Origin of the sequence: Novosphingobium rosa NBRC 15208 (assembly GCF_001598555.1) — a bacterium.
GTDB lineage: Bacteria > Pseudomonadota > Alphaproteobacteria > Sphingomonadales > Sphingomonadaceae > Novosphingobium > Novosphingobium rosa.
In genome coordinates this window covers 53,580-75,128 of record NZ_BCZE01000039.1, presented here as the reverse complement: position 1 = coordinate 75,128, position 21,549 = coordinate 53,580, and the positions used below count along the sequence as shown (strand labels likewise).

Genomic DNA, 21,549 nt, shown 5'->3' with positions numbered 1-21,549 from the left:
GCGGTTCTGCAAAGCGCCAGACCGGACAGAGACGAATGAGCGTGGGCGTATAGCTCAGTGGTAGAGCACTGTGTTGACATCGCAGGGGTCGGAAGTTCAATCCTTCCTACGCCCACCATTCGAAAAGCCCGCCAATCCAATGGATTGCGCGGGCTTTTTCGTGCTTGGCCTCGGGCCGCCCCATCATGCCGCGTGCCCTCGCCCAAGCCCGTTCCGCGCTGTGCGATGTCAGTGGCCATCTTTGGCCCCGCGCGACAAATGCTCTCTATTCGCATTAGCATCTACAGACGAAAGCCCGATGCTTTCCACGCGCACCACGCCTTGCGCAGGCCCCTGTCTCTGCTAAAGGCCATGCATCCTTCAGTGCATTTCGTTATGGGCGCGGTGCGCCAAACGCACCAAACTTGCCCAATCCAATAGGGAAAGTGAGACAACATGGCCAAGATCAAGGTTGCCAACCCTGTCGTCGAGATCGACGGCGATGAAATGACGAAGATCATCTGGCAGTGGATCCGCGAGCGTCTGATCCTGCCTTACCTCGACATCGACCTGAAGTATTACGATCTCTCGGTCGAAAAGCGCGACGAGACAAACGACCAGATCACCATCGATTCGGCCAAGGCCATCCAGCAGTATGGCGTTGGCGTGAAGTGCGCCACGATCACGCCCGACGAAGCCCGCGTCGAGGAGTTCAGCCTGAAGGAAATGTGGAAGTCGCCCAACGGCACCATCCGCAACATCCTGGGCGGCACCATCTTCCGCGAGCCCATCGTGATCTCGAACGTGCCCCGTCTGGTCCCGGGCTGGACCGACCCCATCGTCGTGGGTCGTCACGCTTTCGGTGACCAGTATCGCGCCACCGATTTCGTGGTCCCCAGCGCCGGCAAGCTGCGCCTGGTGTTCGAGGGCGAGGACGGTCAGGTCATCGACCGCGAGGTTTACGAGTTCAAGGCCCCCGGCGTCGCCATGGCCATGTACAACCTCGAGGAATCGATCCGCGATTTCGCCCGTGCCTCGTTCAACTATGGCCTGGGCCTGAAGTGGCCGGTGTACCTCTCCACCAAGAACACCATCCTCAAGAAGTATGACGGCCGCTTCAAGGACCTGTTCCAGGAAGTGTACGACACCGAGGGCTTCGCGCAGAAGTTCAAGGACGCCGGCATCTATTACGAGCACCGCCTGATCGACGACATGGTCGCCTCGGCGCTCAAGTGGTCGGGCAAGTTCGTCTGGGCCTGCAAGAACTACGACGGCGACGTGCAGTCGGACATCGTGGCGCAGGGCTTCGGCTCGCTGGGCCTGATGACCTCGGTTCTGATGTCGCCCGACGGCAAGACCGTGGAGGCCGAGGCCGCCCATGGTACCGTGACCCGCCACTACCGCCAGCACCAGCAGGGCAAGGCGACCAGCACGAACCCGATCGCCAGCATCTTCGCCTGGACGCGCGGCCTGATCTATCGCGGCAAGTTCGACAACACGCCCGATGTGGTGAAGTTCGCCGAGACGCTGGAAAAGGTCTGCATCAGCACCGTGGAAAGCGGCAAGATGACCAAGGATCTGGCGCTGCTGATCGGCCCCGATCAGGGCTGGCTGACGACCGAAGCCTTCTTCGAGGAAATCGTGAAGAACCTCGAAACCGAAATGGCCGCCTGGGCGTAAGCCTTCGCACCATCGGACACGACAGGAAGGGGCTCGGGAAACCGGGCCCCTTTTCTGTTGTGTTATGGCACTGCGGGTTGCGCGGCCTTGCCCTCGACAAGCGGAGGAGGCGCGGATCCATGCTCCACCGTCTGCTCCGGCTGCCTGGCGTGCCCCGCCCGCAATCCGGCGATATAGCGCAGCTCATTGGCCGCCAGCGGATTGGCCGGATCATAGGTTTGGCTGGCGCGATAGCTGGCCTCGGCGCCAGCCAGATCGCCCTTTTCGGTCTGGATAAAGCCAATGCCGCGCAGGGCCGTGGCATGATCGCCCGTCTCGTTGCGGCTGAAGCCCCCCTTGCCGCAGAGTTCGGCGGCACGGCGATAGGCCGCCAGCGCCTCTTCCGTCGCGCCGCCCTGCCGCAGGGCGAAGGCATATTCGAGGAGGTAATGCGGATAGAAGGGCGCCATGCCGGTCAGCCGCTTCAACAGATCCCTTGCCTCGCCGCGGCGGCCCAGATCGCTCAAGGCATAGGCCCGCAGGAACAGGGCGTCGCAGGTCTCGCCCCCCAACACCGTGGCCGCCTTCTTCTGCGAAGCCCCGATCCCCGCGTAAAGCAGGCTCTCCGGCGACGAATGGGCACAGAAATAGAGGTGATCGCTATCGGCATTGCGATGCTCCTGCTCGACCAGCAGGGCCGCCGTGGCGGTGAGCACCCGGTCAATGCGCTGTTCTTTCAGCGCAGCCTCGCTTTGGGCGAGCACCTCCCGGTCATCGGCCAAAGCCGGCGTGGCCCAGCCCGCCAGACACGCTATCGCAATCAGAACCCTTGCCGAAGCCATCATCGGGCGCTCCCCCGCCGGGCATCGCCCCATCGCCGCCCGGTGAGACATGGTTTGTCACAGGTTGCCCCCCGCTCCAATCGTGACATCCCCTGTCCCATGCCATAGTCTGCCCCGCATGACCGATGCGAATGTCTTCTCACCTTCCTCTCCCCTCGGCGATGCACTGGTCATTCTGGGGGCGGCGGGGGTGGTCATTCCGCTCTTTGCGCGTTTTCGCGTCACGCCGGTGATCGGTTTTATTCTGGTCGGCCTGCTGGTCGGGCCTTACGGCCTTGGGCGACAGGTGTTCGACCATCCGTGGCTGTCTTTCGTCACCATCACCGATCCCGATTCGCTCAAGCCCTTCGCCGAATTCGGCATCGTGCTGCTGCTGTTCAACGTGGGGCTGGAACTCAGCTTCGACCGCCTCTGGGCCATGCGCAGACAGGTTTTCGGCCTCGGTGCGCTGGAGCTGACCGGCGCGGCGGCCCTGATCGGCTTCACGCTGGCCTTTATCGGTGAGAGCAGCGCGGGCGCGCTGGGACTGGGCCTCGCGCTGGCCATGAGCTCCACCGCGCTGGTGCTGCCCATCGCGGGCACCACGACCCCGGTGGGCCGCGCGGCTCTGGCCATGCTGCTGTTCGAGGATCTGGCGCTGGTGCCCACGATCTTCCTGCTGGGCGCGCTGGCCCCGCACAATGGCGGTGGGTGGAGCGCCCTGCTCCACACGCTGGGCCTCGGCGTGGCGCTGGTGACGGTGCTGCTGGTTGGCGGGCGCTACCTGCTGCCACCCCTGTTCGCCCAGGCCGCGCGCACCAAGAGCCCCGAGCTGTTTCTGGCCACCAGCCTGATCGTGGTGATCACCGCCGCTCTGGCCACGGCTGGCGTGGGACTGTCGCCCATCGTCGGCGCGCTGATCGCCGGTCTGCTGATCGGCGAGACGCCCTATCACGGCGAAGTGGAAGGCATGACCGCGCCCTTCAAGGGGCTGGCTCTGGGCGTCTTCCTCATCACCATCGGCATGAGCATCGATCTGGCGATGGTCGCGCGCCACTGGGTGATGATCGTGGCCGCCACGGCAGGCGTGGTGGTGGTGAAGGCGCTGGTAACGGGCATCATGCTGCGGGTGATGGGCGCGCGGGCGGGCACGGCGGCGGAGACCGGCATTCTGATGTCCAGCCCTTCGGAATCGACACTGATCGTGCTGACGGCGGCCAGCGGCGCCGCGCTGATCCAGCCGAGCACCGCGCAATTCTGGCAGATCGTCACCGCGCTGGGGCTGACGATCACGCCGGGCCTCGCCTGGCTGGGACGGCGGCTGGCCCGCAGGGTGGACGCAGGCAACGCCCCGCCCCTGCCCGATCTGCAGGACAGTGACGAACCGCGCGCCATCATCATCGGTTTCGGCCGCGTGGGGCGGCTGGTGGCCGATATGCTGCGCCATCACGGCAAGGGCTATATCGCCGTCGATTCCAACCCCGATCTGATCACTGGCGCACTGCGGGCGGGCTATCACGCCACCTTCGGCGATGCGGCCAGCGGCCATACGCTGGAGCGGCTGGGACTGGATCAGGCCCATGCGGTGATCCTGACCATGGATGAGCCGGTGATTGCCCAGCGTCTGGTGCGCAAGCTGCGCGCGGCTTACCCGGATCTGGCGATCATCGCCCGCGCGCGCGACGCCACCCATGCCGCCGCGCTCTACAAGGCGGGCGCCAGCATGGCCGTGCCGGAAACGCTGGAATCCTCCTTGCAGCTTTCAGAGGCTGTGCTGGTCGATCTGGGCGTGCCGATGGGCTTCGTGATCGCCTCGATCCACGAAAAGCGGGATGAATTCCGCGAGCAGATCATGGCCGAGGGCGGCCTCACCGAAAAACCCAGCCTGAAAAGCGCCAGCCTGCGCGAAAGAAGCGCGGCGGAGTAAAGCCTTCAGTAGATATCGTGAGCGGCGGTCAGCAGGCGCAAGATTGCCGGCCTGTGCACATAGCGATGGCGCAGCAGCGCCTCATCGCGGTCCAGCCGGTCGCAACGCAACCTGGCCGAGGCGCGCTCGATCTGGCGGGCGCGGGCCTTGTCGTAAGCCTCCTCGCCGCCCCAGTGGTTGCACATCTCCCAGCGGTCCACCACGGCGCGCACATCGGCAGGCGCGGCCTTGCGCGCCGCAGCGATCTGCGTGTCACTCATGGTGGCCAGAGCGGCCAACGCCAGCAGGATCATCACGTCTTCCCCTCACGCAAGCGAAGACGGCGCATAGGCACGCTCCTGCAGGCGGCGCAAGCCTATCCTCAACGCAAGACCGCTGCGCCTGTCAGCCCTTCGCCCACGATAAGCGCGGGGCAGGCCAAAACAATCCCATCTCTCCCGGCCAAAGCGTCAAGGCCTAATGCAAGGCTGGGGGGGCAGCGTTAAATTGAAAGCCCTCGATCACAAGGAATCTTCAGCATGCTTTCACACGTGAAAGCGCGGATCGGGATGAACGTCTCATGCGCCGAAACATAGACCGGCCAAGGCCGATTTGCAGATTCTTCCACCCACTCGCCCTATCCGCACACCATGATCGTTTGGCATGAAAGAGGCCGCCACAGCTTTCGCTATGGCGGCCCCGTCATGCCTCTGGTGTAATCGACACCAAGGCGATCAAGCCTGTCAGCCCGCGATAACAGCCTTGGCCGCCGCGATGGCCGCTGCGCCCTTGTCGCCATCGGGACCGCCACCCTGAGCCATATCCGGGCGACCGCCGCCACCCTTGCCGCCCAGCGCCTCGACACCCGCGCGCACCAGATCGACAGCGCTGACCTTGCCGGTCAGATCGTCGGTCACGGCGGCGGCGATGCTGGCCTTGCCTTCATTCACCGCGACGATCACGGCCACGCCGCTGCCCAGACGCTGCTTGGCCTGATCGAGCAGCCCGCGCAGTTCCTTGGGATCGAGCCCCTCAAGCACTTGCCCTGCGAACTTCACCCCGCCGACATCCTCGTCAGCAGCCTGAGCCGCACCCGAACCGCCACCCAGCGCCAAAGCCTTCCTGGCCTCAGCCAGGTCACGCTCCAGCTTACGGCGCTCGTCGAGCAGCGCCACAACGCGCGCCTCGACCTCATCCGGCGTGGTGCGCAGCGCGGCAGCAGCGCCCTTGAGCTGATCCTCACGATGCACCAGCCACTGGCGCGCGCCTTCGCCGGTCAGCGCTTCGATACGACGCACGCCGGAAGACACCGCGCTTTCGCTGACGACGCGCAGCACGCCGATGTCGCCCAACGCGCGGACATGCGTGCCGCCGCAAAGCTCGACCGAATAGTTGCGACCATCGCTGAGCCCGCCCATCGAGAGCACGCGCACTTCATCGCCATATTTCTCGCCGAACAGCGCCATGGCGCCCGCCTCGATGGCATCTTCGGGGCTCATCAGACGGGTCGTGACCGCCTCATTACCCCGGATTTCGGCATTCACCTCGGCCTCGATCGCGGTGATGTCCTCGGCGGTCAGCGCCGTGGGTTGCGAGAAGTCGAAACGCAGGCGATCGGGCGCGACCAGCGAGCCCTTCTGCGTGACATGCCCACCCAGACGGTTGCGCAGAGCGGCATGCAGCAGATGGGTGGCCGAGTGATTGGCGCGAATGGCATCACGGCGCGCCACATCGATGGCCAGAGCCACCGCGTCGCCAACCTTCACGCTGCCGCTCTCCACCGTGCCGCCATGGGCATGCAGGCGGCCAAGAGGCTTGGAGGTATCGGCAATGGCGATCTTCAGCCCTTCGGCGCCGGTGATGGTGCCGGCATCGCCCATCTGGCCGCCTGATTCACCGTAGAATGGCGTCTGATTGGTCAGGATGGTGACATTGTCACCCGCTGTGGCGCTCTCGACTTCCTTGCCGTCCTTCAGGATGGCGACGATCTGCGCCTCGCCGGTGGTGCTGGTGTAGCCGGTGAATTCGGTGGCGCCGATACGCTCGGCCAGATCGAACCACACCTCGCCGGCAGCCGCTTCTCCGCTGCCCTTCCAGGCGGCGCGCGCGGCGGCCTTCTGTTGAGCCATGGCGCCGTCGAAGCCATCCTTGTCCACCGCGATCCCGCGCGAGCGCAGCGCATCCTCGGTCAGATCGTAAGGGAAGCCATAGGTGTCATAGAGGCGGAAGGCGGTTTCGCCGGGCAGCGTGCCGCCCTCGGCAAGATCGGCGGTCGCTTCGTCCAGCAACTTGAGGCCCTTGTCGAGCGTCTGGCGGAACTTGGTTTCCTCACGCTCCAGCACATCCTGGATCAGCGGCTGAGCGCGGCCCAGTTCGGGATAGGCAACGCCCATCTCGGCGACCAGCGCGGGCACCAGACGATGCATCAGCGGCTGCTTGGCGCCCAGCAGATGGGCATGACGCATGGCGCGGCGCATGATGCGGCGCAGCACATAGCCACGGCCTTCGTTCGAAGGCAGCACGCCATCGGCGAGCAGGAAGCTGGTCGAGCGCAGATGATCGGCGATCACGCGGTGGCTGGCGCGCTGCTCGCCCTGCGCCTTCACGCCCGTCAGCGATTCGCTGGCGGCGATCAGCGCCTTGAAGGTATCGATGTCGTAATTGTCATGCTCGCCCTGCATCACGGCGGCGATGCGCTCCAGCCCCATGCCGGTGTCGATGCTGGGGCGCGGCAGGGCGATGCGCGAGCCATCGGCCTGGCTCTCGAATTGCATGAAAACGAGATTCCAGATCTCGATAAAGCGGTCGCCATCTTCCTCGGGCGAGCCGGGAGGGCCGCCCCAGATATGATCGCCATGATCGAAAAAGATTTCCGAGCAGGGGCCGCAGGGGCCGGTGTCACCCATTGACCAGAAATTGTCATTGGTGGGGATGCGGATGATACGATCATCGCTTAGACCCGCGATCTTTTTCCAGAGGTCGAATGCCTCGTCATCGGTGTGATAGACCGTGACCAGCAGCTTGTCCTTGGGCAGCCCCCATTCCTTGGTCAGCAGGGTCCAGGCATGAGTGATCGCCTGTTCCTTGAAATAATCGCCGAAGGAGAAATTCCCCAGCATTTCAAAGAACGTATGATGCCGCGCCGTATAGCCGACATTGTCGAGGTCATTGTGCTTGCCGCCGGCGCGCACGCACTTCTGGCTGCTGGTGGCGCGCGGAACGGCGCGGGTTTCCAGCCCCGTGAAAACGTTCTTGAACGGGACCATGCCCGCATTGGTAAACATCAGGGTCGGATCGTTATACGGCACCAGCGGCGCGGAGGGCACCACATCGTGGCCCTGCGAACCGAAGTATTCGAGAAACGAGCGGCGAATGTCGTTGGTCGAGATCATGGCCAGCGCGATAAGACACGACGCGCCGCCAAACAAGCGCCAAAGCCGCATCTTTTCCCAAAGCCGATCAGTCTGACCGGCAAAATCATCCTAAAGGCACCCAAAGAGAAAGGGGAGCATCGCCCGATGCCCCCCCCTCTTCATCCCTCAGGCGTCATCCTCGGCGTCCGGTCCGGCCATCATGCCATCGGACAGGCCCTCGGTCTGACCGCGGATCGCGGCCTCCAGCTTGTCGGCCATTTCCGGGTGTTCGCGCAGGAAGGTCTTGGAGTTTTCACGCCCCTGCCCGATGCGCACCGAATCATAGCTGAACCACGCGCCCGATTTCTCGACCACGCCCGCCTTCACGCCCAGATCGAGGATCTCGCCAATCTTGGAAATGCCCTCGCCATACATGATGTCGAACTCGACCTGCTTGAAGGGCGGGGCCACCTTGTTCTTCACCACCTTCACGCGGGTGGCGTTGCCGACGATATCGTCACGATCCTTGATCTGACCCGTGCGGCGAATGTCCAGACGCACCGAAGCGTAGAACTTCAGAGCGTTACCACCCGTGGTCGTCTCGGGGTTGCCATACATCACGCCGATCTTCATGCGGACCTGGTTGATGAAGATCACCATGCAGCGCGAACGGCTGATCGAACCGGTCAGCTTGCGCAGCGCCTGGCTCATCAGGCGGGCCTGCAGGCCGACATGGCTGTCGCCCATCTCGCCCTCGATTTCGGCGCGGGGCACCAGCGCCGCCACCGAGTCGACCACCAGCACGTCGATGGCGTTCGAGCGCACCAGCGTGTCAACGATCTCCAGCGCCTGCTCGCCCGTGTCGGGCTGCGAGACGATCAGCTCGTCGATGTTGACGCCCAGCTTCTTGGCATAGACCGGGTCCAGCGCGTGTTCGGCGTCCACGAAGGCCGCCGTGCCGCCGGTCTTCTGCGCCTCGGCGATGGCATGCAACGCCAGCGTGGTCTTGCCCGAGCTTTCAGGCCCGTAAATCTCGATGATACGGCCACGCGGCAGGCCGCCGATGCCCAGCGCGATGTCCAGCCCCAGCGATCCCGTCGAGATCGCCTCCACCTGCATCGTCGTCTTCGAGCCCAGCTTCATCGCCGAACCCTTGCCGAACGCACGGTCAATCTGCGCGAGCGCTGCTTCCAGCGCCTTTTGACGATCCATGTCCTTGTCTTTGCCTTCCTGAATCAGTTTCAGCTGAGCCGCCATGTTCGCCTCCATGCGATAAGAACTTGACCGTGTACGTCAACACGGCAGTTTGTATCGCATTTGTTCTTATCGAACAAGAGGAGAACAAAAAATTTCCATCATCCCTTCGCGCCAGCCACCACCGACAGGATCGAGGCCACCTTCTCGCCGATCTGGCTGACCGAAAAGGGCTTTGGAATGAAATACATATTGTCGATATCGATCTCGCGCCGCAGCTGTTCCTCGGCATAGCCAGACATAAACAGCACCGGAACGGAGGGCGCGATCTTGCGCACCGCGCGCGCCATGGCCGGGCCATCCATGATCGGCATCACCACATCCGACAGCACGAGGTCGAACAGCGCTTGCCCCGATTCGAGGCGTTTTTCGACCTGCTCCAGCCCCTCTTCGCCATCGCTGGCGCTGGTGACGCTGTAGCCCGCGCGAGTCAGGGCGCGTTCTGCCACGATGCGCACCGAATCCTCGTCCTCCACCAGCAGGATGTCCCCGCCGCCGGCCCATGCCGTGGCCACGGGGGCATCCTTCAGCTTGGGCGGGGCGCTCTGGCCGGGCAGTTCGTGATGGACCGGCAGATAGATGCTGAAGCGCGTGCCCACCCCCGCCTCGCTGTCGGCGAAGATAAAGCCGCCGGATTGTTTGACGATGCCGTAAACCGTTGAAAGGCCAAGGCCCGTGCCCTTGCCTTGCTCCTTGGTGGTGAAGAAGGGTTCCCAGATCTTGCCGATGATGTCCTGCGGGATGCCGCCGCCCGTATCTTCCACCACCAGAGCGGTGTAATCGGCCAGCGGCAGGATTTCGCTGCGCATCGCCCGCACTTCGGCCACCGAAACGCGGCGGGTGGAGAGCGCCAGCCGCCCCGCGCCATCGCCGCCCATCTTGCGGTTGTGATCGTGAATGGCGTCGCGGGCATTGACCGCCAGATTGACGATCACCTGCTCCAGCTGGGTAGGATCGGCGCGCACCGCGCCCAGATCGCGGTCATGGGTGACGACCAGCTGGATTTTCTCGCCGATCAGGCGGCGCAGCATCTGGCTGATTTCACTGACGATATCCGGCAGCTGCAGCACTTCGGGCCGCAAGGTCTGCTGGCGGCTGAAGGCCAGCAGCTGGCGCGTCAGCGATGCCGCGCGGTTCGAGTTGGCGCGGATCTGCTGGATGTCGTCATAGTCCGAATCGCCGGGCGTATGGCGCAGCAGCATCAGATCGCAGGTGCCGATGATGGCGGTGAGCACATTGTTGAAATCATGCGCCACGCCGCCCGCGAGCTGGCCCACGGCCTGCATCTTGGTGGCCTGCGCCACCTGACGCTTGAGGCGGATTTCCTCGCTGGTGTCCGTCAGGCCAAGCAGCACCGCGGCCTCACCCAGCCCCCTCACCCCGGCGAGACTGAGCGTCACCGGCTCGTCAGGCTGGGCCGAGAGGCGCACCGCCACGTCGCCACTGGTCGCCGGGCCGTGGCCGAAGCGGCGCAGGGCATCCGACAGAGCCGCCTTGTCTTCCTGCACCACCAGATCGGTGGGGTAGATCGGGGCCTCCTCGCCCTCGCGGCCCGCCGCGCGCATGAAGGCGGGGTTGGCGAAAAGCACACGCCCGTCGCGGTCGGCCATGGCCAGACCCAGCGGCAGACCCGCCAGCAGCGCCTCCAGATGCGGCGCGGCGCCGGTGGCATCGCCGCTGCTGCCCCCCAGCCCCACGCCATGATCGACCAGCAGCATCAGCGAGGTGCCGCGCGCGGGATCGGGGTCTTCGGGGTGGTCTGGGTCGGAGAGCGGCAGGTAGAACAAAGTCAGCGGGGCGACGCGGCGGGCGTCGCGCTGCCAGAAGATATGATCGTGTTCATCCTGCGCCAGATAATCGACGAAGGCGCTGCCCGTCACCGCTGCCGAGGCATCGCCCAGAGCACGCTTGGCAAAGCCTTCATTGGCGACGCGGATGGAGCCATCGGCCTCGACCATGGCGGCGGCGAAACCGGCCTGCCCCAGAGCACGGCCCGGCTTGCCGCGCAGGGCGGCGGCCAGCTCCGCTCCGGTTTCGGCCACTTCCTGCGCCACGAAGCGCCAGATCTGCCAGGATTCGCCGCGACCGGCGCAAGAAACCTCGACCAGCCAGCGCGGGCCATCAACGTGGCTGGCCAGCAGCGGTCCGGCCTTGCCGTCGCGCCATGCCGCGCGGGTGAGGTCTTCACCCTCGGCGTAGGTCAGTGGCAGGTCGGTGGGCAAGGCGCCTGCGCCGAAGGTCCGTTCATAGACGGCATTGGCCGCCACCAGGCGACCGGCGCGATCGACAATGCCCACAGCCGCCTCATCGCCATCGATGGCGGCGGTGGTGACGGACCAGTCGGGATCGGCGGGATCGGGGCCGCCTTCCTCGGGACGGGTGTGGATCAGCAGCCAGCCCAGAGCGCCCAGCGCCACCACCCCGCCTGCAAAAGACAGACAGACCTCAAGGCTGCGGGTCGCCAGCCACAGGCAGAGCAGCGTGAGAACCAGCGCGCTGCTCAGCACCAATGCGGCGCGGGTCAGCGGGGCAGTCATCGCGCGATCCCGATTCAAGCCCTTCTCCCCTTTGACCAAACCCGGTGTCTTCAAACTCAAGCCTTGCGGTGATGGCGGCGCTTGCGCTTCTGCCCGATCCATGTGCGCCAGCCCAGAGCCGCCGCGCCATAGCCGATGCTGGCCACGATCGTGGCCTCCACCAGCAGGCCCAGCATGAGGGCAGGCGCCGCTTTCGACAAGAGCCAGCCCGCCCACTGCCCCAGAGACGCGTCGGAATGCAGCAGGGCGCGGAAGGCCGTCATATCGACATGGAAGCCCAGCGTGTTGCTGATGGCGATGGCGGCGGGAAAGATCAGCGCCCAGGTCAGCGGATTGCTGGTCCAGGTGGTGGCGATGGCCACGGGCACATTGGCGCGCACCACCACCGCACACAGCGCCGCCACGGGCGAATGGGCGAAGGGAATGGCGATGCCGGTGAACAGCCCCAGCGCAATGCCGCGCGGCACGCTGCGGCGGTTGAACCGCCACAGGTCAGGCTTGAGCACCAGATGAGCGAAGGGCCGAATCCAGCGGTTCTGTTCCAGCTTTTCACGCGTGGGGAAATGCTTTCCCGCCCAGCGGGAGAAGGTCTGCGCGGCCACGTCTAATTGTGTTCCCGCATGATGCGGGCCTGATCGCGCTTCCAGTCCCGCTCTTTCACCGTGGCGCGCTTGTCGGCATTGTTCTTGCCCTTGGCCAGCGCCAGTTCCACCTTCGCGCGGCCCTTGCCGTTGAAATAGATCGAGAGCGGCACCAGAGTCATGCCCTTGCGCTCCACCGCGCCGGTCAGCTTGGCGATCTCGCGCTCATGCAGCAGCAGCTTGCGCGGACGCTTGGGGCTGTGGTTGAAGCGGTTGCCGAAGTTGTATTCGGGCACATTGGCGTTCACCAGCCAGACCTGCGAATCCTTCACCTCGGCATAGGCCTCGGCAATCGAGCCCTCGCCGAAGCGCAGCGATTTCACTTCGGTGCCCGTCAGCGCGATGCCCGCCTCATAGACGTCATCGATGAAATACTCGAAGCGCGCGCGGCGGTTCTCGGCGACGGTCTTCGTCTTTTCGAAGGCGGTGGGTTTCGGACGGGCCATGATAGGGGCGATGTAGGGATGTAAGACGGATCGGGGAAGAGGCTGTAGCGCCTTTTTAGCAGGCAAAACGCAAGAAGTGGGCAAATGGCCCCGACAGCGGGACAGGATGCCTCACGCCCGCAACGAAAAAGGGCGGCAGGATCGCTCCCGCCGCCCTCTTCCGTTTCGTTTGCTCGCCGCTTAGCGCAGCGACACGACGTTATCCGACTGGCGCGGATCGCGACGCTTGCCGGCGTACTGGCTGGCCATGGGCTCGTCGGTGGCGATCACCGTCTCGCCCGCGCCGAAGCCGTTGAAGCGGGTGCGCATGGCCGCGCCATAGGCGCCCAGCATGCCCACCTCGATGTAGTCGCCCGGCTGGATGCCGGCGGGAAGCGCGAAGGGCCCTTCCATATAGTCGGCATCGTCGCAGGTCGGGCCGTAGAAGGCGAAGTCTTCCATGGCCGCTTCATCGTCGATGTCCTGGCCGGTCACGCTGATGCGCTTGACCGGGAAACGCCAGTCGACATGGGCGGCATCGTAGAGCGCGCCGTAAGCGCCCTCATTGATGAACAGCTCGTTGCCGCGACGCTTCTCGACCTGCACGATCATCGAGTTGAACTCGGCCGAGAGGGCACGGCCCGGCTCGCACCACAGTTCCGACGAATAGGACACCGGCAGCGATTCGAACGCGCGGTGGATCGAGGCGAAGTAGTCCTCCAGCGGAGGCGGCACCATGCCCGGATAGATCGAGGGGAAGCCACCGCCGACATCGATGATGTCCACGGTGACCGACGCATCGACGATCGCGGCGCGGGCGCGCTCCAGCGCGGTGACATAGGCGAAGGGCGTCATCGCCTGCGAACCGACGTGGAAGCAGATGCCCAGGCAGTCCGCAACCTGACGGGTGGCCTGCAGCAGCGGCGCGGCATCGGCCAGATCGACGCCGAACTTGGAGGCCAGGCTCAGCTCGGAATATTCCGAGGAGACGCGCAGGCGCACGCAGAGCGACAGATCTTCCGCAGCCTTGCCATCGGGCGAACGGGTCGCCTCGACGATCTTCTCCAGCTCCTCGACGGTGTCGAGGCTGAAGGTGCGCACGCCATGGACATGATAGGCCTCGGCAATCGCCGCCACGGGCTTGACCGGGTGCATGAAGCACAGCACGGCATCGGGCCCCAGCGTTTCGCGCACCAGACGCACCTCGACGATCGAGGCGGTGTCGTAATGCGAGATGCCGGCGCTCCACAGCACGCGGAGCAGGTCCGGGCTGGGGTTGGCCTTGACCGCATAGAGCGACTTGCCCGGAAACTTCTCGGCGAAGAAGCGGGCAGCGCGCGCAGCAGCCTGCGGGCGATTCAGGATAACCGGTTCAGTAGGCGCGAGGGCGGCAACTACAGACGGTGCATCAGGATAAATGGACAACGCAAGGGACCCCCAATAGGCCATTCGGCCAGAGCTACAACAGGTGAAAGCCGCCTTGCGGTTTGGAAGTCCCCATGGGGCGGCGAGGGGGTGCATATAGGTCGCCGCACATGAACTGCAAGTGAAAAAACACCCCCTGATGACCCCTGATGAGGGTCAAAAGGGGGCGCTGTGGTCCATCATTGCATTTATGCGTCTTTTGTGACGGGATTATGACAGTTTAACCCCGAAAACGCTGGGTTTTGTGACAGTTGTTACGACAGTCTGTCGCGGAAGGTTTCCCAGCCGAATCGCTTCACGCATTCCAGCGAATCATCCTGCGAATCCCAGAGCCAGATCGAGGGCAGCGGCACGCCGTTAAAGGTGGTGGTCTTCACCATCGAATAATGCGCCTGATCGAGGAAGGCGAAGCGCGCGCCCGGTTCCACCGACACCGGCAGGCGGTAATCGCCGATCACATCCCCAGCGAGACACGATGGCCCGCCAAGGCGCGTTGCGGTGCCCTCGGCCAGCTCACCCAGCATGGCGGGGCGATAGGGCGCCTCGATCACATCGGGCATATGGCAGGTGGCGGAAATGTCGACGATGGCCACCGGCACGCCATTGGTGTGCGAATCGAGCACCGTGCCGATCAGGATGCCCGCATCCAGCGCCACCGCCTCGCCCGGCTCCAGATAGAGCTCGCAGCCGGTCTGGGCCTTCACCGCCTGAAGGAAGGCCACCAGATCGTCGCGCTGGTAATCGGCGCGGGTGATATGGTGCCCGCCGCCGAAGTTCAGCCAGTGGATCGGCCCGCCATTGGCCGCCAGCCAGGGCGCGATGCGGGGATAAAGCGAATCCCAGGTACGCTGCAGCGGTTCGAAATCCTGCTCGCACAGCGTGTGGAAATGCAGGCCGGTCACGCCTTCCAGATGCGCGGGGACCAGCTGATCCACCGGGAAGCCAAGGCGCGAGCCGATGGCACAGGGATCGTATTTCTCGACCTCGCCCTCGCGGTGGAGCGGGTTGATGCGCAGGCCCAGATCGAAGGGGCTGGGCTGCTCGGCCAGCACCGGGCGGAAGCGGGCGATCTGCATCGGCGAGTTGAAGATCACATGGTCGGAGATGGCGCAGATCTCGGGCAGATCCTCGGCTTTGTAGGCCGCGCAATAGGTGGCGATCTCGCCCTCGTAATGCTCGTCCGCCAGACGCGCTTCCCACAGGCCGCTGGTGCAGACGCCATCGAGATAGTCGCCGATCAGCGGGGCCACGCGCCACATGCTGAACGCCTTCATCGCCGAAAGCAGCTTGATCCCCGCGCGGTCGCGCACATCGGCCAGCACCGCCAGATTGGCGCGCAGCTTCGCGGCATCGACCACGAAGGCCGGGCTCTCGACACGGTTCAGATCGAAATGGGCAAAGGCGCCCGGATCACCCGCACGGGTTTCCATGAGTTCAATTCCCTTTGAAAATCAGCGCCGCACCCGCGACGATCAGCACGAAACCAGCCAGCTGCGCCAACCCCGGCTTTTGCCCGAACAGCGCCCATGCCACCAGCACGAAGCCAGCGAGGGAGAACACCTCCTGCATGGTCTTCAACTGCGCCAGCGAATAGGCCTTCGAACCGATGCGGTTGGCGGGGACAGCAAGGCAGTACTCGCAAAAGGCCAAAGCCCAGCTGCCCAGCACGGCCATCCAAAGCGCCTTGTTGGGCTCCTTGAGATGGCCATACCATGCCAGATTCATAAAGATATTCGATCCTGCCAGCATGATTGGTGGCAGGATCAAAGCCCAATTCATCAAAACTCGACCGGACCGGCCAGCTCCTCAACCGTCCAAGGCAGGCCCTGCGTGTTGAGCATTTCCATGAAGGGATCGGGGTTCAGCTGCTCGATGTTGAACACGCCCTCACCCTGCCACGCGCCGGTCAGCATCAGCGCGGCGCCGATCATCGCGGGCACGCCGGTGGTGTAGCTGACGGCCTGGTTGCCGGTTTCCTCGAAGCAGGCTTCGTGGTCGCAGATGTTCTTGATGTAGAACGTCTTCTCGCCGCTGCCGTCCAGCGCTTCACCGGTGGCGATGTCGCCGATGTTGGTCTTGCCCTTGGTGGTGGCGCCCAGCGTGCTCGGCTCGGGCAGCACGGCTTTCAGGAACTGGAGCGGAATGATCTCCACGCCCTCATAGATCACCGGATCGATGCGGGTCATGCCCACATTCTGCAGCACGGTCAGATGCTTGATGTATTCATCGCCGAAGGTCATCCAGAAGCGGGCGCGCTCCAGTTCGGGCACGAATTTGGCCAGGCTCTCCAGCTCCTCGTGATACATCATATACATGTTCTTGGGGCCGACGCCCTCGAAGTCGAACGACACCTTCTTGCCCATGGCGGGCGTCTCGACGAACTGGCCGCCTTCCCAGTGACGCGCCGGGGCGGTCACTTCGCGGATGTTGATTTCGGGATTGAAGTTGGTGGCAAAGGCCTGGCCATGGTCGCCGCCGTTGCAGTCCAGAATGTCGAGCTGGCGGATGGTCTTGAGCTTGTGCTTCTTGAGCCACATGGCGAAGACGCTGGTCACGCCCGGATCGAAGCCGCTGCCCAGCACGGCCATGATGCCCTTTTCCTTGAAGCGGCCCTGATAGGCCCACTGCCAGTGATACTCGAACTTGGCCACATCCTTGGGCTCATAGTTGGCGGTATCGAGGTAGGACACGCCCGTCGCCAGACAGGCGTCCATGATCGTGAGATCCTGATAGGGCAGCGCCAGATTGACCACCAGCTTCGCGCCGATCTGCTCGATCAGGGCCGACAGAGCCGGCACATCCTCGGCATCGATGGCATAGGTGGAGATCTCCACACCCGTGCGCTGCTTCACCGATTGGCGAATCGCATCGCACTTGCTCTTGGTGCGGCTGGCCAGATGGATGTCGGTGAAGATCCCGGCGTTCATCGCCATCTTGTGGACTGCCACGCTGCTGACGCCACCCGCGCCGATCACCAGAACCTTGCTCACAAACCTGTCTCCTCGCTCACGGTTGCAGGGGCAACCGGGCATTCAAACGCGAAACGCGCTTCAAAAACCAAGGGGGCCATATAAGATGCTATCATGACAACTCAACAGATGCGCGCGCCCACGCTTTCGGGCATCCACAAAGCCGCCGCCAAAATCGCCAAAATCCTGCCTGAAACGCCGCTTCTCCCCCTTGAGATTCACGGGGTGACGATCTGGTGCAAGGCCGAGGTGCTGCAACCGGTGGGCGCTTTCAAGATTCGGGGCGCATGGCATCGCCTTTCCGATCTCTCGCCCGAGGAAGCGGCCAAGGGCGTGGTCGGCGTCTCCAGCGGCAATCACGCGCAAGGCGTGGCATGGGCGGCGCAGAAGCTGGGCATCCCCGCCATCATCGTCATGCCCAACGACGCCCCGAAGGTGAAGCTGGAGGCCACCGCCGCCATGGGCGCAAAAATCGTCACCTATGACCGCCCCGGCGGCGAGGACCGCGACGAAGCCGCCGCCAAGGTGCTGGCGCAAACCGGCGGCACGCTGGTTCACGCCTTCGCCGATGCATGGGTGATCGAGGGACAGGGCACAGCGGGTTTGGCCCTTACCACGCAAATGGAGCAATGGGCCGGCGGCGCCCCCACCCGCATCGTCACCCCCTGCGGCGGCGGCGGACTGGCGGCGGGTCTGGCTCTGGCCTGCCCCGATGCGCAGATCGTTCCCGTCGAACCCGAAGGCTGGGACGACGTGGGCCGCAGCCTCGCCACCGGCACCATCCAGAAGGTCGGGCCAGACGCCCCACCCACCCTCTGCGACGCCTTGCAAACCCCGGCCACGCGCGAAATCAACTTCGCCATTCTGAAGGAGCGCTGCCAGCCCGGCCTCTGGGTCACACCCGCCGAGGTGGCCGAAGCCCAGCGCCTCGCCTTCCGCCAGCTGCGCCTTGTGGTCGAGCCGGGCGGAGCCACCGCGCTGGCCGCCGTGATGACAGGCAAGGCGCCGGTGGACGGTCGCACAGCTGTCATGCTTTCGGGCGGTAACACCGACGACGCCGCTTTTGCGCAGGTTTTGATGGGGTAATCACACATGCCGACATGGGGCAATCACCCCATGTCGCGAACCTGTCATCGACAAACCTGCCACTGACACCAAACCGTCACCAACCCGTCACGCAGAGGAAACAGGCATGGCCTAGCGCCGATGGACTGAAATCGGACAAGCGAGCGCCATGCCTCATTCCACCGCCCCGCGCCCCCACATCATCGAAGGCGCCGTGGTGCGCCACCACGCTTCGGTCACCGAGCGCCTGCTCGACAAGGCCTTCGCCCTGGCCTTCCGCGGTCTGGTCTATGCCCAGATCTGGGAAGACCCGGTGGTCGATATGGAAGCGCTCGACATCCAGCCCGACAGCCGGATCGTCACCATCGCCAGCGGCAGCTGCAACGCCCTCTCCTACCTCACCGCCAATCCGGCGCAGGTGACGGCGGTGGACCTCAACACCGCGCATATCGCGCTGGGCCGCCTCAAGATTGCCGCGCTGCGCCACCTGCCCGATCATGACGCGCTGCGCCGCTTCTTCGTGGAGGCCGACAATCGCCACAATCTGGCCGATTACCGCGACAGACTCGCCCCCAACCTCGACGAGACCAGCCGCCGCTATTGGGAAGGCCGCGATCTCGCTGGCCGCCGCCGCATCAACGGCTTTGCGCGCGGCATCTACAAGCGCGGGCTGCTCGGCAATTTCATCAGCATGGCGCATCTGATCGCGCGGCTCTACCGCGTCGATCTGAAAGTCATCCTCGAAGCCACCTCGATCGAGGACCAGCGCCGCCTCTTTGACGAGCGCGTCGCCCCCGTCTTCGACAAGCGCTTTATCCGCTGGCTGACGAAACAGCCCGCCTCGCTCTTCGGCCTAGGCATCCCGCCCGCGCAGTATGAAGCGCTGGCCGGTGACCAGCGCATGGCCACCGTGCTGCGCGCCCGCCTCGAACGCCTGGCCTGCGGCTTCTCCGTGCAGGACAATTACTTCGCCTGGCAGGCCTTCAACCGTGGCTATGGCCGCGCGCCCAATGCCCCCGTGCCGCCATGGCTGCAGGCCGACAATTACGAGACGCTGCGCGGCCGCATCGACCGCCTCACCCTCTCGCACACCAACTTCACCGACCATCTGGCGATCCAGCCCGACGCCACGCTCGACCGCTATGTGCTGCTCGACGCGCAGGACTGGATGAGCGACGCCCAGCTCACCGCCCTGTGGAGCCAGATCACCCGCACCGCCCGCAGCGGCGCCCGCGTGCTGTTCCGCACCGCCGGAGAGCCCACGATCCTGCCGGGCCGCGTGCCCGAAGAGATCCTCTCGCGCTGGACCTATTCCGAGGAAGAAGCCCGCGCGCTGATCGCGCGGGACCGCTCCTCGATCTATGGCGGCCTGCACCTCTACCGGTTCAAGGGCTGATGGCCAGCCTGCCGCAGGATCACGCCGCGCTGATGGACCGCGTCTATCGCGGCCAACGCCATATCTATGACGCCACGCGGAAATATTTCCTCTTCGGGCGCGACCGGCTGATCGATGAGCTGAACGTCGCCCCCGGCCAGAGCCTGCTGGAAGTGGGCTGCGGCACCGGGCGCAACCTCTCGCTGGCCGCCAAACGCTGGAAGGGCGCGGAGCTGTTCGGGCTGGACATCTCCGAGCAGATGCTGGTCTCCGCCCGCAAGGCTTTGGGCCCGGGTGCCACGCTGAAGCAGGCCGATGCCTGCGCCTTCAACCCGCAGACTTTGTTCGGCCGCCATCATTTCGACCGCGTGATGATCTCTTTCGCGCTCTCGATGATCCCTGACTGGCAAGGCGCGCTGGCCATGGCCTGCGACACGCTGGCTCCGGGCGGCACGCTGCACATCGTGGACTTTGGCGACGCGCAAGGCCTGCCCGGTCTGGCCCGTCAGGCGCTGAACGGCTGGCTGACGCGCTTCCATGTCTCGCCCCGATTGGATCTGGTTTCGCGCGCAGGGGCTGTGGCAGCGGCGCGCGGCATGAGCGTGGAGCCGGTGCGAGGGCCTTGGGGCTACTATCAGATCGTGGTGGTGCGGCGCGGGGTTTGAAGAAGGTTTAAGAAGGATAATGCGAGGGTCATAACCCTCGCGCTCCCTTTAGTGTCTGCGTTGCGCATCGGGTTCGGCCATGGAGCAATGTCGCCGCGCCGCAGGCGTTAACATTCCCAACACAGCATTTCAGGCAGGACATTCACTGCCTGCGGCGCTTTTCGTTGCGCAGGTGGAGAGGCTAGACACTCCACTTCGGAACCACCACCCTATCGCCGGAAGACGTTCTGGGAGCGCGAGGGGGTTACCCCCTCGCATCTTCCCTTCATCCCTTGATGAACAAACTCGCCAATTCCACATGCGAGGACCAACGGAACTGCCCCACCGGGCGCAGCTCCACCAAACGGTACCCCCCCTCGATCAGCGTCGCCGCGTCGCGCGCCCAGCTGGAGGGATTGCAGCTGATATAGGCCACGCGCTGCACGGTGGAACCGGCGATGCGCCCCACCTGCTCCTTGGCCCCGGCGCGCGGCGGATCGAGCACCACGGCGGGGAAGCGGTTCAGCTCCTCAGCCAGCAGCGGGTTGCGGAAAAGGTCGCGGTGCATGGTGTGCACCGGCAGATGAGCCCCGGACGCGCCCGCCTTGCAGGCCAGATGCGCGGCGCGCTCGGCCTCGACGGCCAGCACCTTGCTGCCCTGCTTCGCCAGCGCGAAGGCAAAGGTGCCAAGGCCGGAGAACAGATCAGCCACCACGCCCGCGCCGTGCAGCCATTTCGTCACCGCACCCACCAGCGCCTGTTCGCCATCCAGCGTGGCTTGCAAAAACGCGCCGGGCGGCAGCGGCACGGACACGCCGGAGAGCGACACCGTCACCGGCTCGGGCTCCCACAGGGCTTCGGGGCCATAGCCCTGATCCAGCGACAGGCGGGCCAGCCCATGCTCGCGCGCGAAATCCAGCGCGGCCTCGGTTTCCGCCAGGCCTTCCACGGTGAAGCCCTTGATGCCGACATCGACGCCCTGTTCGACCAGCGTCATCTCGATATCGACCGCCAGCTTGCCCTCGCGGCGCTGGAGCATGCGGCGCAGCGGGCCGACCATCGCTTCCAGCTCGGGCACCAGCACGGGGCACTGCTTCTGGTCGACGATGGTGTGGGCATGGGCCTCGCGGAAGCCCAGAGCGATCCCGCCCACCCGCTGGCCATGCAGAGTGGCGCGGCGGCGCGCGGCGGCGGGCGAGAGGTGCACGGGCGTCACGCGCTCGGGCTCCAGCTTCTGACCCTTCGCGGCGTTGACCACGCGCTCCACCACGAAATGGCCCAGTGCCACATCGTCGACATGCTGCAACTGGCAGCCACCGCAGATGCCGTAATGCTGGCAGGCGGGCTCGGCATGATGGGGGCCGTGGCGCAGGCTGCCGTCGTCGAGCACATGATCGCCCGGCGCGGCCATCGCCACATGGCGACCGCCGGCGGTGACGCCGTCGCCGCGCGCGGCCAGCCGCTCGATCAGTTCTTCATGGAAGTCGTCGGACACA

At 64.9% G+C, this 21,549-nt stretch carries 17 protein-coding genes and 1 tRNA gene; 6 read left to right on the top strand and 12 right to left on the bottom strand.

Going from position 1 to position 21,549, the window contains the following annotated elements; genetic code table 11:
- Positions 1-43: 43 nt before the first annotated feature.
- Both SR3_RS15800 and SR3_RS15795 read left to right on the top strand, forming a co-directional pair.
- Positions 44-118: transfer RNA gene (locus SR3_RS15800), tRNA-Val, on the top strand.
- A gap of 317 nt (positions 119-435) precedes the next feature.
- On the top strand, positions 436-1,659 hold the full coding sequence (locus tag SR3_RS15795; protein ID WP_068088067.1) for an NADP-dependent isocitrate dehydrogenase: 1,224 nt from the start codon (positions 436-438) through the stop codon (positions 1,657-1,659).
- 62 nt (positions 1,660-1,721) lie between these two features.
- Here the strand turns inward: SR3_RS15795 and SR3_RS15790 are convergent, their stop codons facing one another.
- Positions 1,722-2,483, bottom strand: coding sequence for a tetratricopeptide repeat protein (locus SR3_RS15790; protein WP_068088064.1), 762 nt, complete (start codon positions 2,481-2,483; stop codon positions 1,722-1,724).
- A 115-nt stretch (positions 2,484-2,598) separates the two neighbouring features.
- Here SR3_RS15790 and SR3_RS15785 point away from each other — a divergent pair, with 115 nt between their 5' ends.
- Complete coding sequence (locus tag SR3_RS15785) at positions 2,599-4,386, top strand: cation:proton antiporter domain-containing protein (RefSeq protein ID WP_068088061.1); 1,788 nt, start codon at positions 2,599-2,601, stop codon at positions 4,384-4,386.
- A 5-nt stretch (positions 4,387-4,391) separates the two neighbouring features.
- Here SR3_RS15785 and SR3_RS15780 read toward each other — a convergent pair whose 3' ends face one another.
- The 10 genes from SR3_RS15780 to SR3_RS15735 all read right to left on the bottom strand — a co-directional run bounded on the left by SR3_RS15780 (position 4,392) and on the right by SR3_RS15735 (position 16,990).
- Complete coding sequence (locus tag SR3_RS15780; RefSeq protein ID WP_157098885.1) at positions 4,392-4,682, bottom strand: hypothetical protein; 291 nt, start codon at positions 4,680-4,682, stop codon at positions 4,392-4,394.
- Between the two features lie 426 nt (positions 4,683-5,108).
- The gene (gene alaS / locus SR3_RS15775) at positions 5,109-7,757 is read right to left on the bottom strand and encodes an alanine--tRNA ligase (RefSeq protein WP_068088108.1); all 2,649 of its coding nucleotides are present in this window, start codon (positions 7,755-7,757) and stop codon (positions 5,109-5,111) included.
- Positions 7,758-7,904: 147 nt separating this feature from the next.
- On the bottom strand, positions 7,905-8,975 hold the full coding sequence (recA, locus tag SR3_RS15770) for a recombinase RecA (protein ID WP_068088055.1): 1,071 nt from the start codon (positions 8,973-8,975) through the stop codon (positions 7,905-7,907).
- A gap of 98 nt (positions 8,976-9,073) precedes the next feature.
- Positions 9,074-11,509 carry a hybrid sensor histidine kinase/response regulator gene (locus SR3_RS15765; protein WP_068088106.1) on the bottom strand — a complete coding sequence of 812 codons (2,436 nt, stop codon included), beginning with the start codon at positions 11,507-11,509 and terminating at the stop codon, positions 9,074-9,076.
- Positions 11,510-11,565: 56 nt separating this feature from the next.
- Complete coding sequence (locus SR3_RS15760; RefSeq protein WP_068088052.1) at positions 11,566-12,111, bottom strand: DUF2062 domain-containing protein; 546 nt, start codon at positions 12,109-12,111, stop codon at positions 11,566-11,568.
- 2 nt (positions 12,112-12,113) lie between these two features.
- Positions 12,114-12,596, bottom strand: a complete 483-nt coding sequence (gene smpB / locus SR3_RS15755) for an SsrA-binding protein SmpB (protein ID WP_068088048.1) — start codon at positions 12,594-12,596, stop codon at positions 12,114-12,116.
- 180 nt (positions 12,597-12,776) lie between these two features.
- Entirely contained in the window at positions 12,777-14,000 is a 1,224-nt protein-coding gene (locus SR3_RS15750; protein WP_068088096.1) for a type III PLP-dependent enzyme domain-containing protein, read from the bottom strand.
- Positions 14,001-14,254: 254 nt separating this feature from the next.
- A complete protein-coding gene (locus SR3_RS15745; RefSeq protein WP_068088044.1) occupies positions 14,255-15,430 on the bottom strand; it encodes a carboxynorspermidine decarboxylase in 1,176 nt (391 codons plus the stop codon).
- 4 nt (positions 15,431-15,434) lie between these two features.
- Positions 15,435-15,749, bottom strand: coding sequence for a DMT family protein (locus SR3_RS15740; RefSeq protein ID WP_407668166.1), 315 nt, complete (start codon positions 15,747-15,749; stop codon positions 15,435-15,437).
- 29 nt (positions 15,750-15,778) lie between these two features.
- Positions 15,779-16,990 carry a saccharopine dehydrogenase family protein gene (locus SR3_RS15735; RefSeq protein WP_068088039.1) on the bottom strand — a complete coding sequence of 404 codons (1,212 nt, stop codon included), beginning with the start codon at positions 16,988-16,990 and terminating at the stop codon, positions 15,779-15,781.
- Positions 16,991-17,083: 93 nt separating this feature from the next.
- Between SR3_RS15735 and SR3_RS15730 the strand changes: the two genes are divergently transcribed.
- The 3 genes from SR3_RS15730 to SR3_RS15720 all read left to right on the top strand — a co-directional run bounded on the left by SR3_RS15730 (position 17,084) and on the right by SR3_RS15720 (position 20,074).
- Positions 17,084-18,055, top strand: a complete 972-nt coding sequence (locus SR3_RS15730; RefSeq protein ID WP_068088035.1) for a threonine ammonia-lyase — start codon at positions 17,084-17,086, stop codon at positions 18,053-18,055.
- 148 nt (positions 18,056-18,203) lie between these two features.
- Positions 18,204-19,430 carry a DUF3419 family protein gene (locus tag SR3_RS15725; protein WP_068088032.1) on the top strand — a complete coding sequence of 409 codons (1,227 nt, stop codon included), beginning with the start codon at positions 18,204-18,206 and terminating at the stop codon, positions 19,428-19,430.
- Positions 19,430-20,074, top strand: a complete 645-nt coding sequence (locus SR3_RS15720) for a class I SAM-dependent methyltransferase (protein WP_068088030.1) — start codon at positions 19,430-19,432, stop codon at positions 20,072-20,074. The genes SR3_RS15725 and SR3_RS15720 overlap by 1 nt, the downstream gene beginning before the upstream one ends.
- Positions 20,075-20,339: 265 nt before the next feature.
- On the opposite strand, the gene SR3_RS15715 is transcribed toward SR3_RS15720, so the two are convergent.
- On the bottom strand, positions 20,340-21,548 hold the full coding sequence (locus tag SR3_RS15715; protein WP_245653946.1) for a class I SAM-dependent RNA methyltransferase: 1,209 nt from the start codon (positions 21,546-21,548) through the stop codon (positions 20,340-20,342).
- Position 21,549: the final 1 nt, after the last annotated feature.

Bases quoted from the DNA above. Each gene is read 5' to 3' on its own strand.
- SR3_RS15795 (WP_068088067.1), top strand. From the start codon at position 436: ATGGCCAAGATCAAGGTTGCCAACCCTGTCGTCGAGATCGACGGCGAT.
- SR3_RS15790 (WP_068088064.1), bottom strand. From the start codon at position 2,483: ATGATGGCTTCGGCAAGGGTTCTGATTGCGATAGCGTGTCTGGCGGGC.
- SR3_RS15785 (WP_068088061.1), top strand. From the start codon at position 2,599: ATGACCGATGCGAATGTCTTCTCACCTTCCTCTCCCCTCGGCGATGCA.
- alaS (WP_068088108.1), bottom strand. From the start codon at position 7,757: ATGATCTCGACCAACGACATTCGCCGCTCGTTTCTCGAATACTTCGGT.
- recA (WP_068088055.1), bottom strand. From the start codon at position 8,975: ATGGCGGCTCAGCTGAAACTGATTCAGGAAGGCAAAGACAAGGACATG.
- SR3_RS15765 (WP_068088106.1), bottom strand. From the start codon at position 11,509: ATGACTGCCCCGCTGACCCGCGCCGCATTGGTGCTGAGCAGCGCGCTG.
- smpB (WP_068088048.1), bottom strand. From the start codon at position 12,596: ATGGCCCGTCCGAAACCCACCGCCTTCGAAAAGACGAAGACCGTCGCC.
- SR3_RS15745 (WP_068088044.1), bottom strand. From the start codon at position 15,430: ATGGAAACCCGTGCGGGTGATCCGGGCGCCTTTGCCCATTTCGATCTG.
- SR3_RS15740 (WP_407668166.1), bottom strand. From the start codon at position 15,749: ATGCTGGCAGGATCGAATATCTTTATGAATCTGGCATGGTATGGCCAT.
- SR3_RS15730 (WP_068088035.1), top strand. From the start codon at position 17,084: ATGACAACTCAACAGATGCGCGCGCCCACGCTTTCGGGCATCCACAAA.
- SR3_RS15725 (WP_068088032.1), top strand. From the start codon at position 18,204: ATGCCTCATTCCACCGCCCCGCGCCCCCACATCATCGAAGGCGCCGTG.
- SR3_RS15720 (WP_068088030.1), top strand. From the start codon at position 19,430: ATGGCCAGCCTGCCGCAGGATCACGCCGCGCTGATGGACCGCGTCTAT.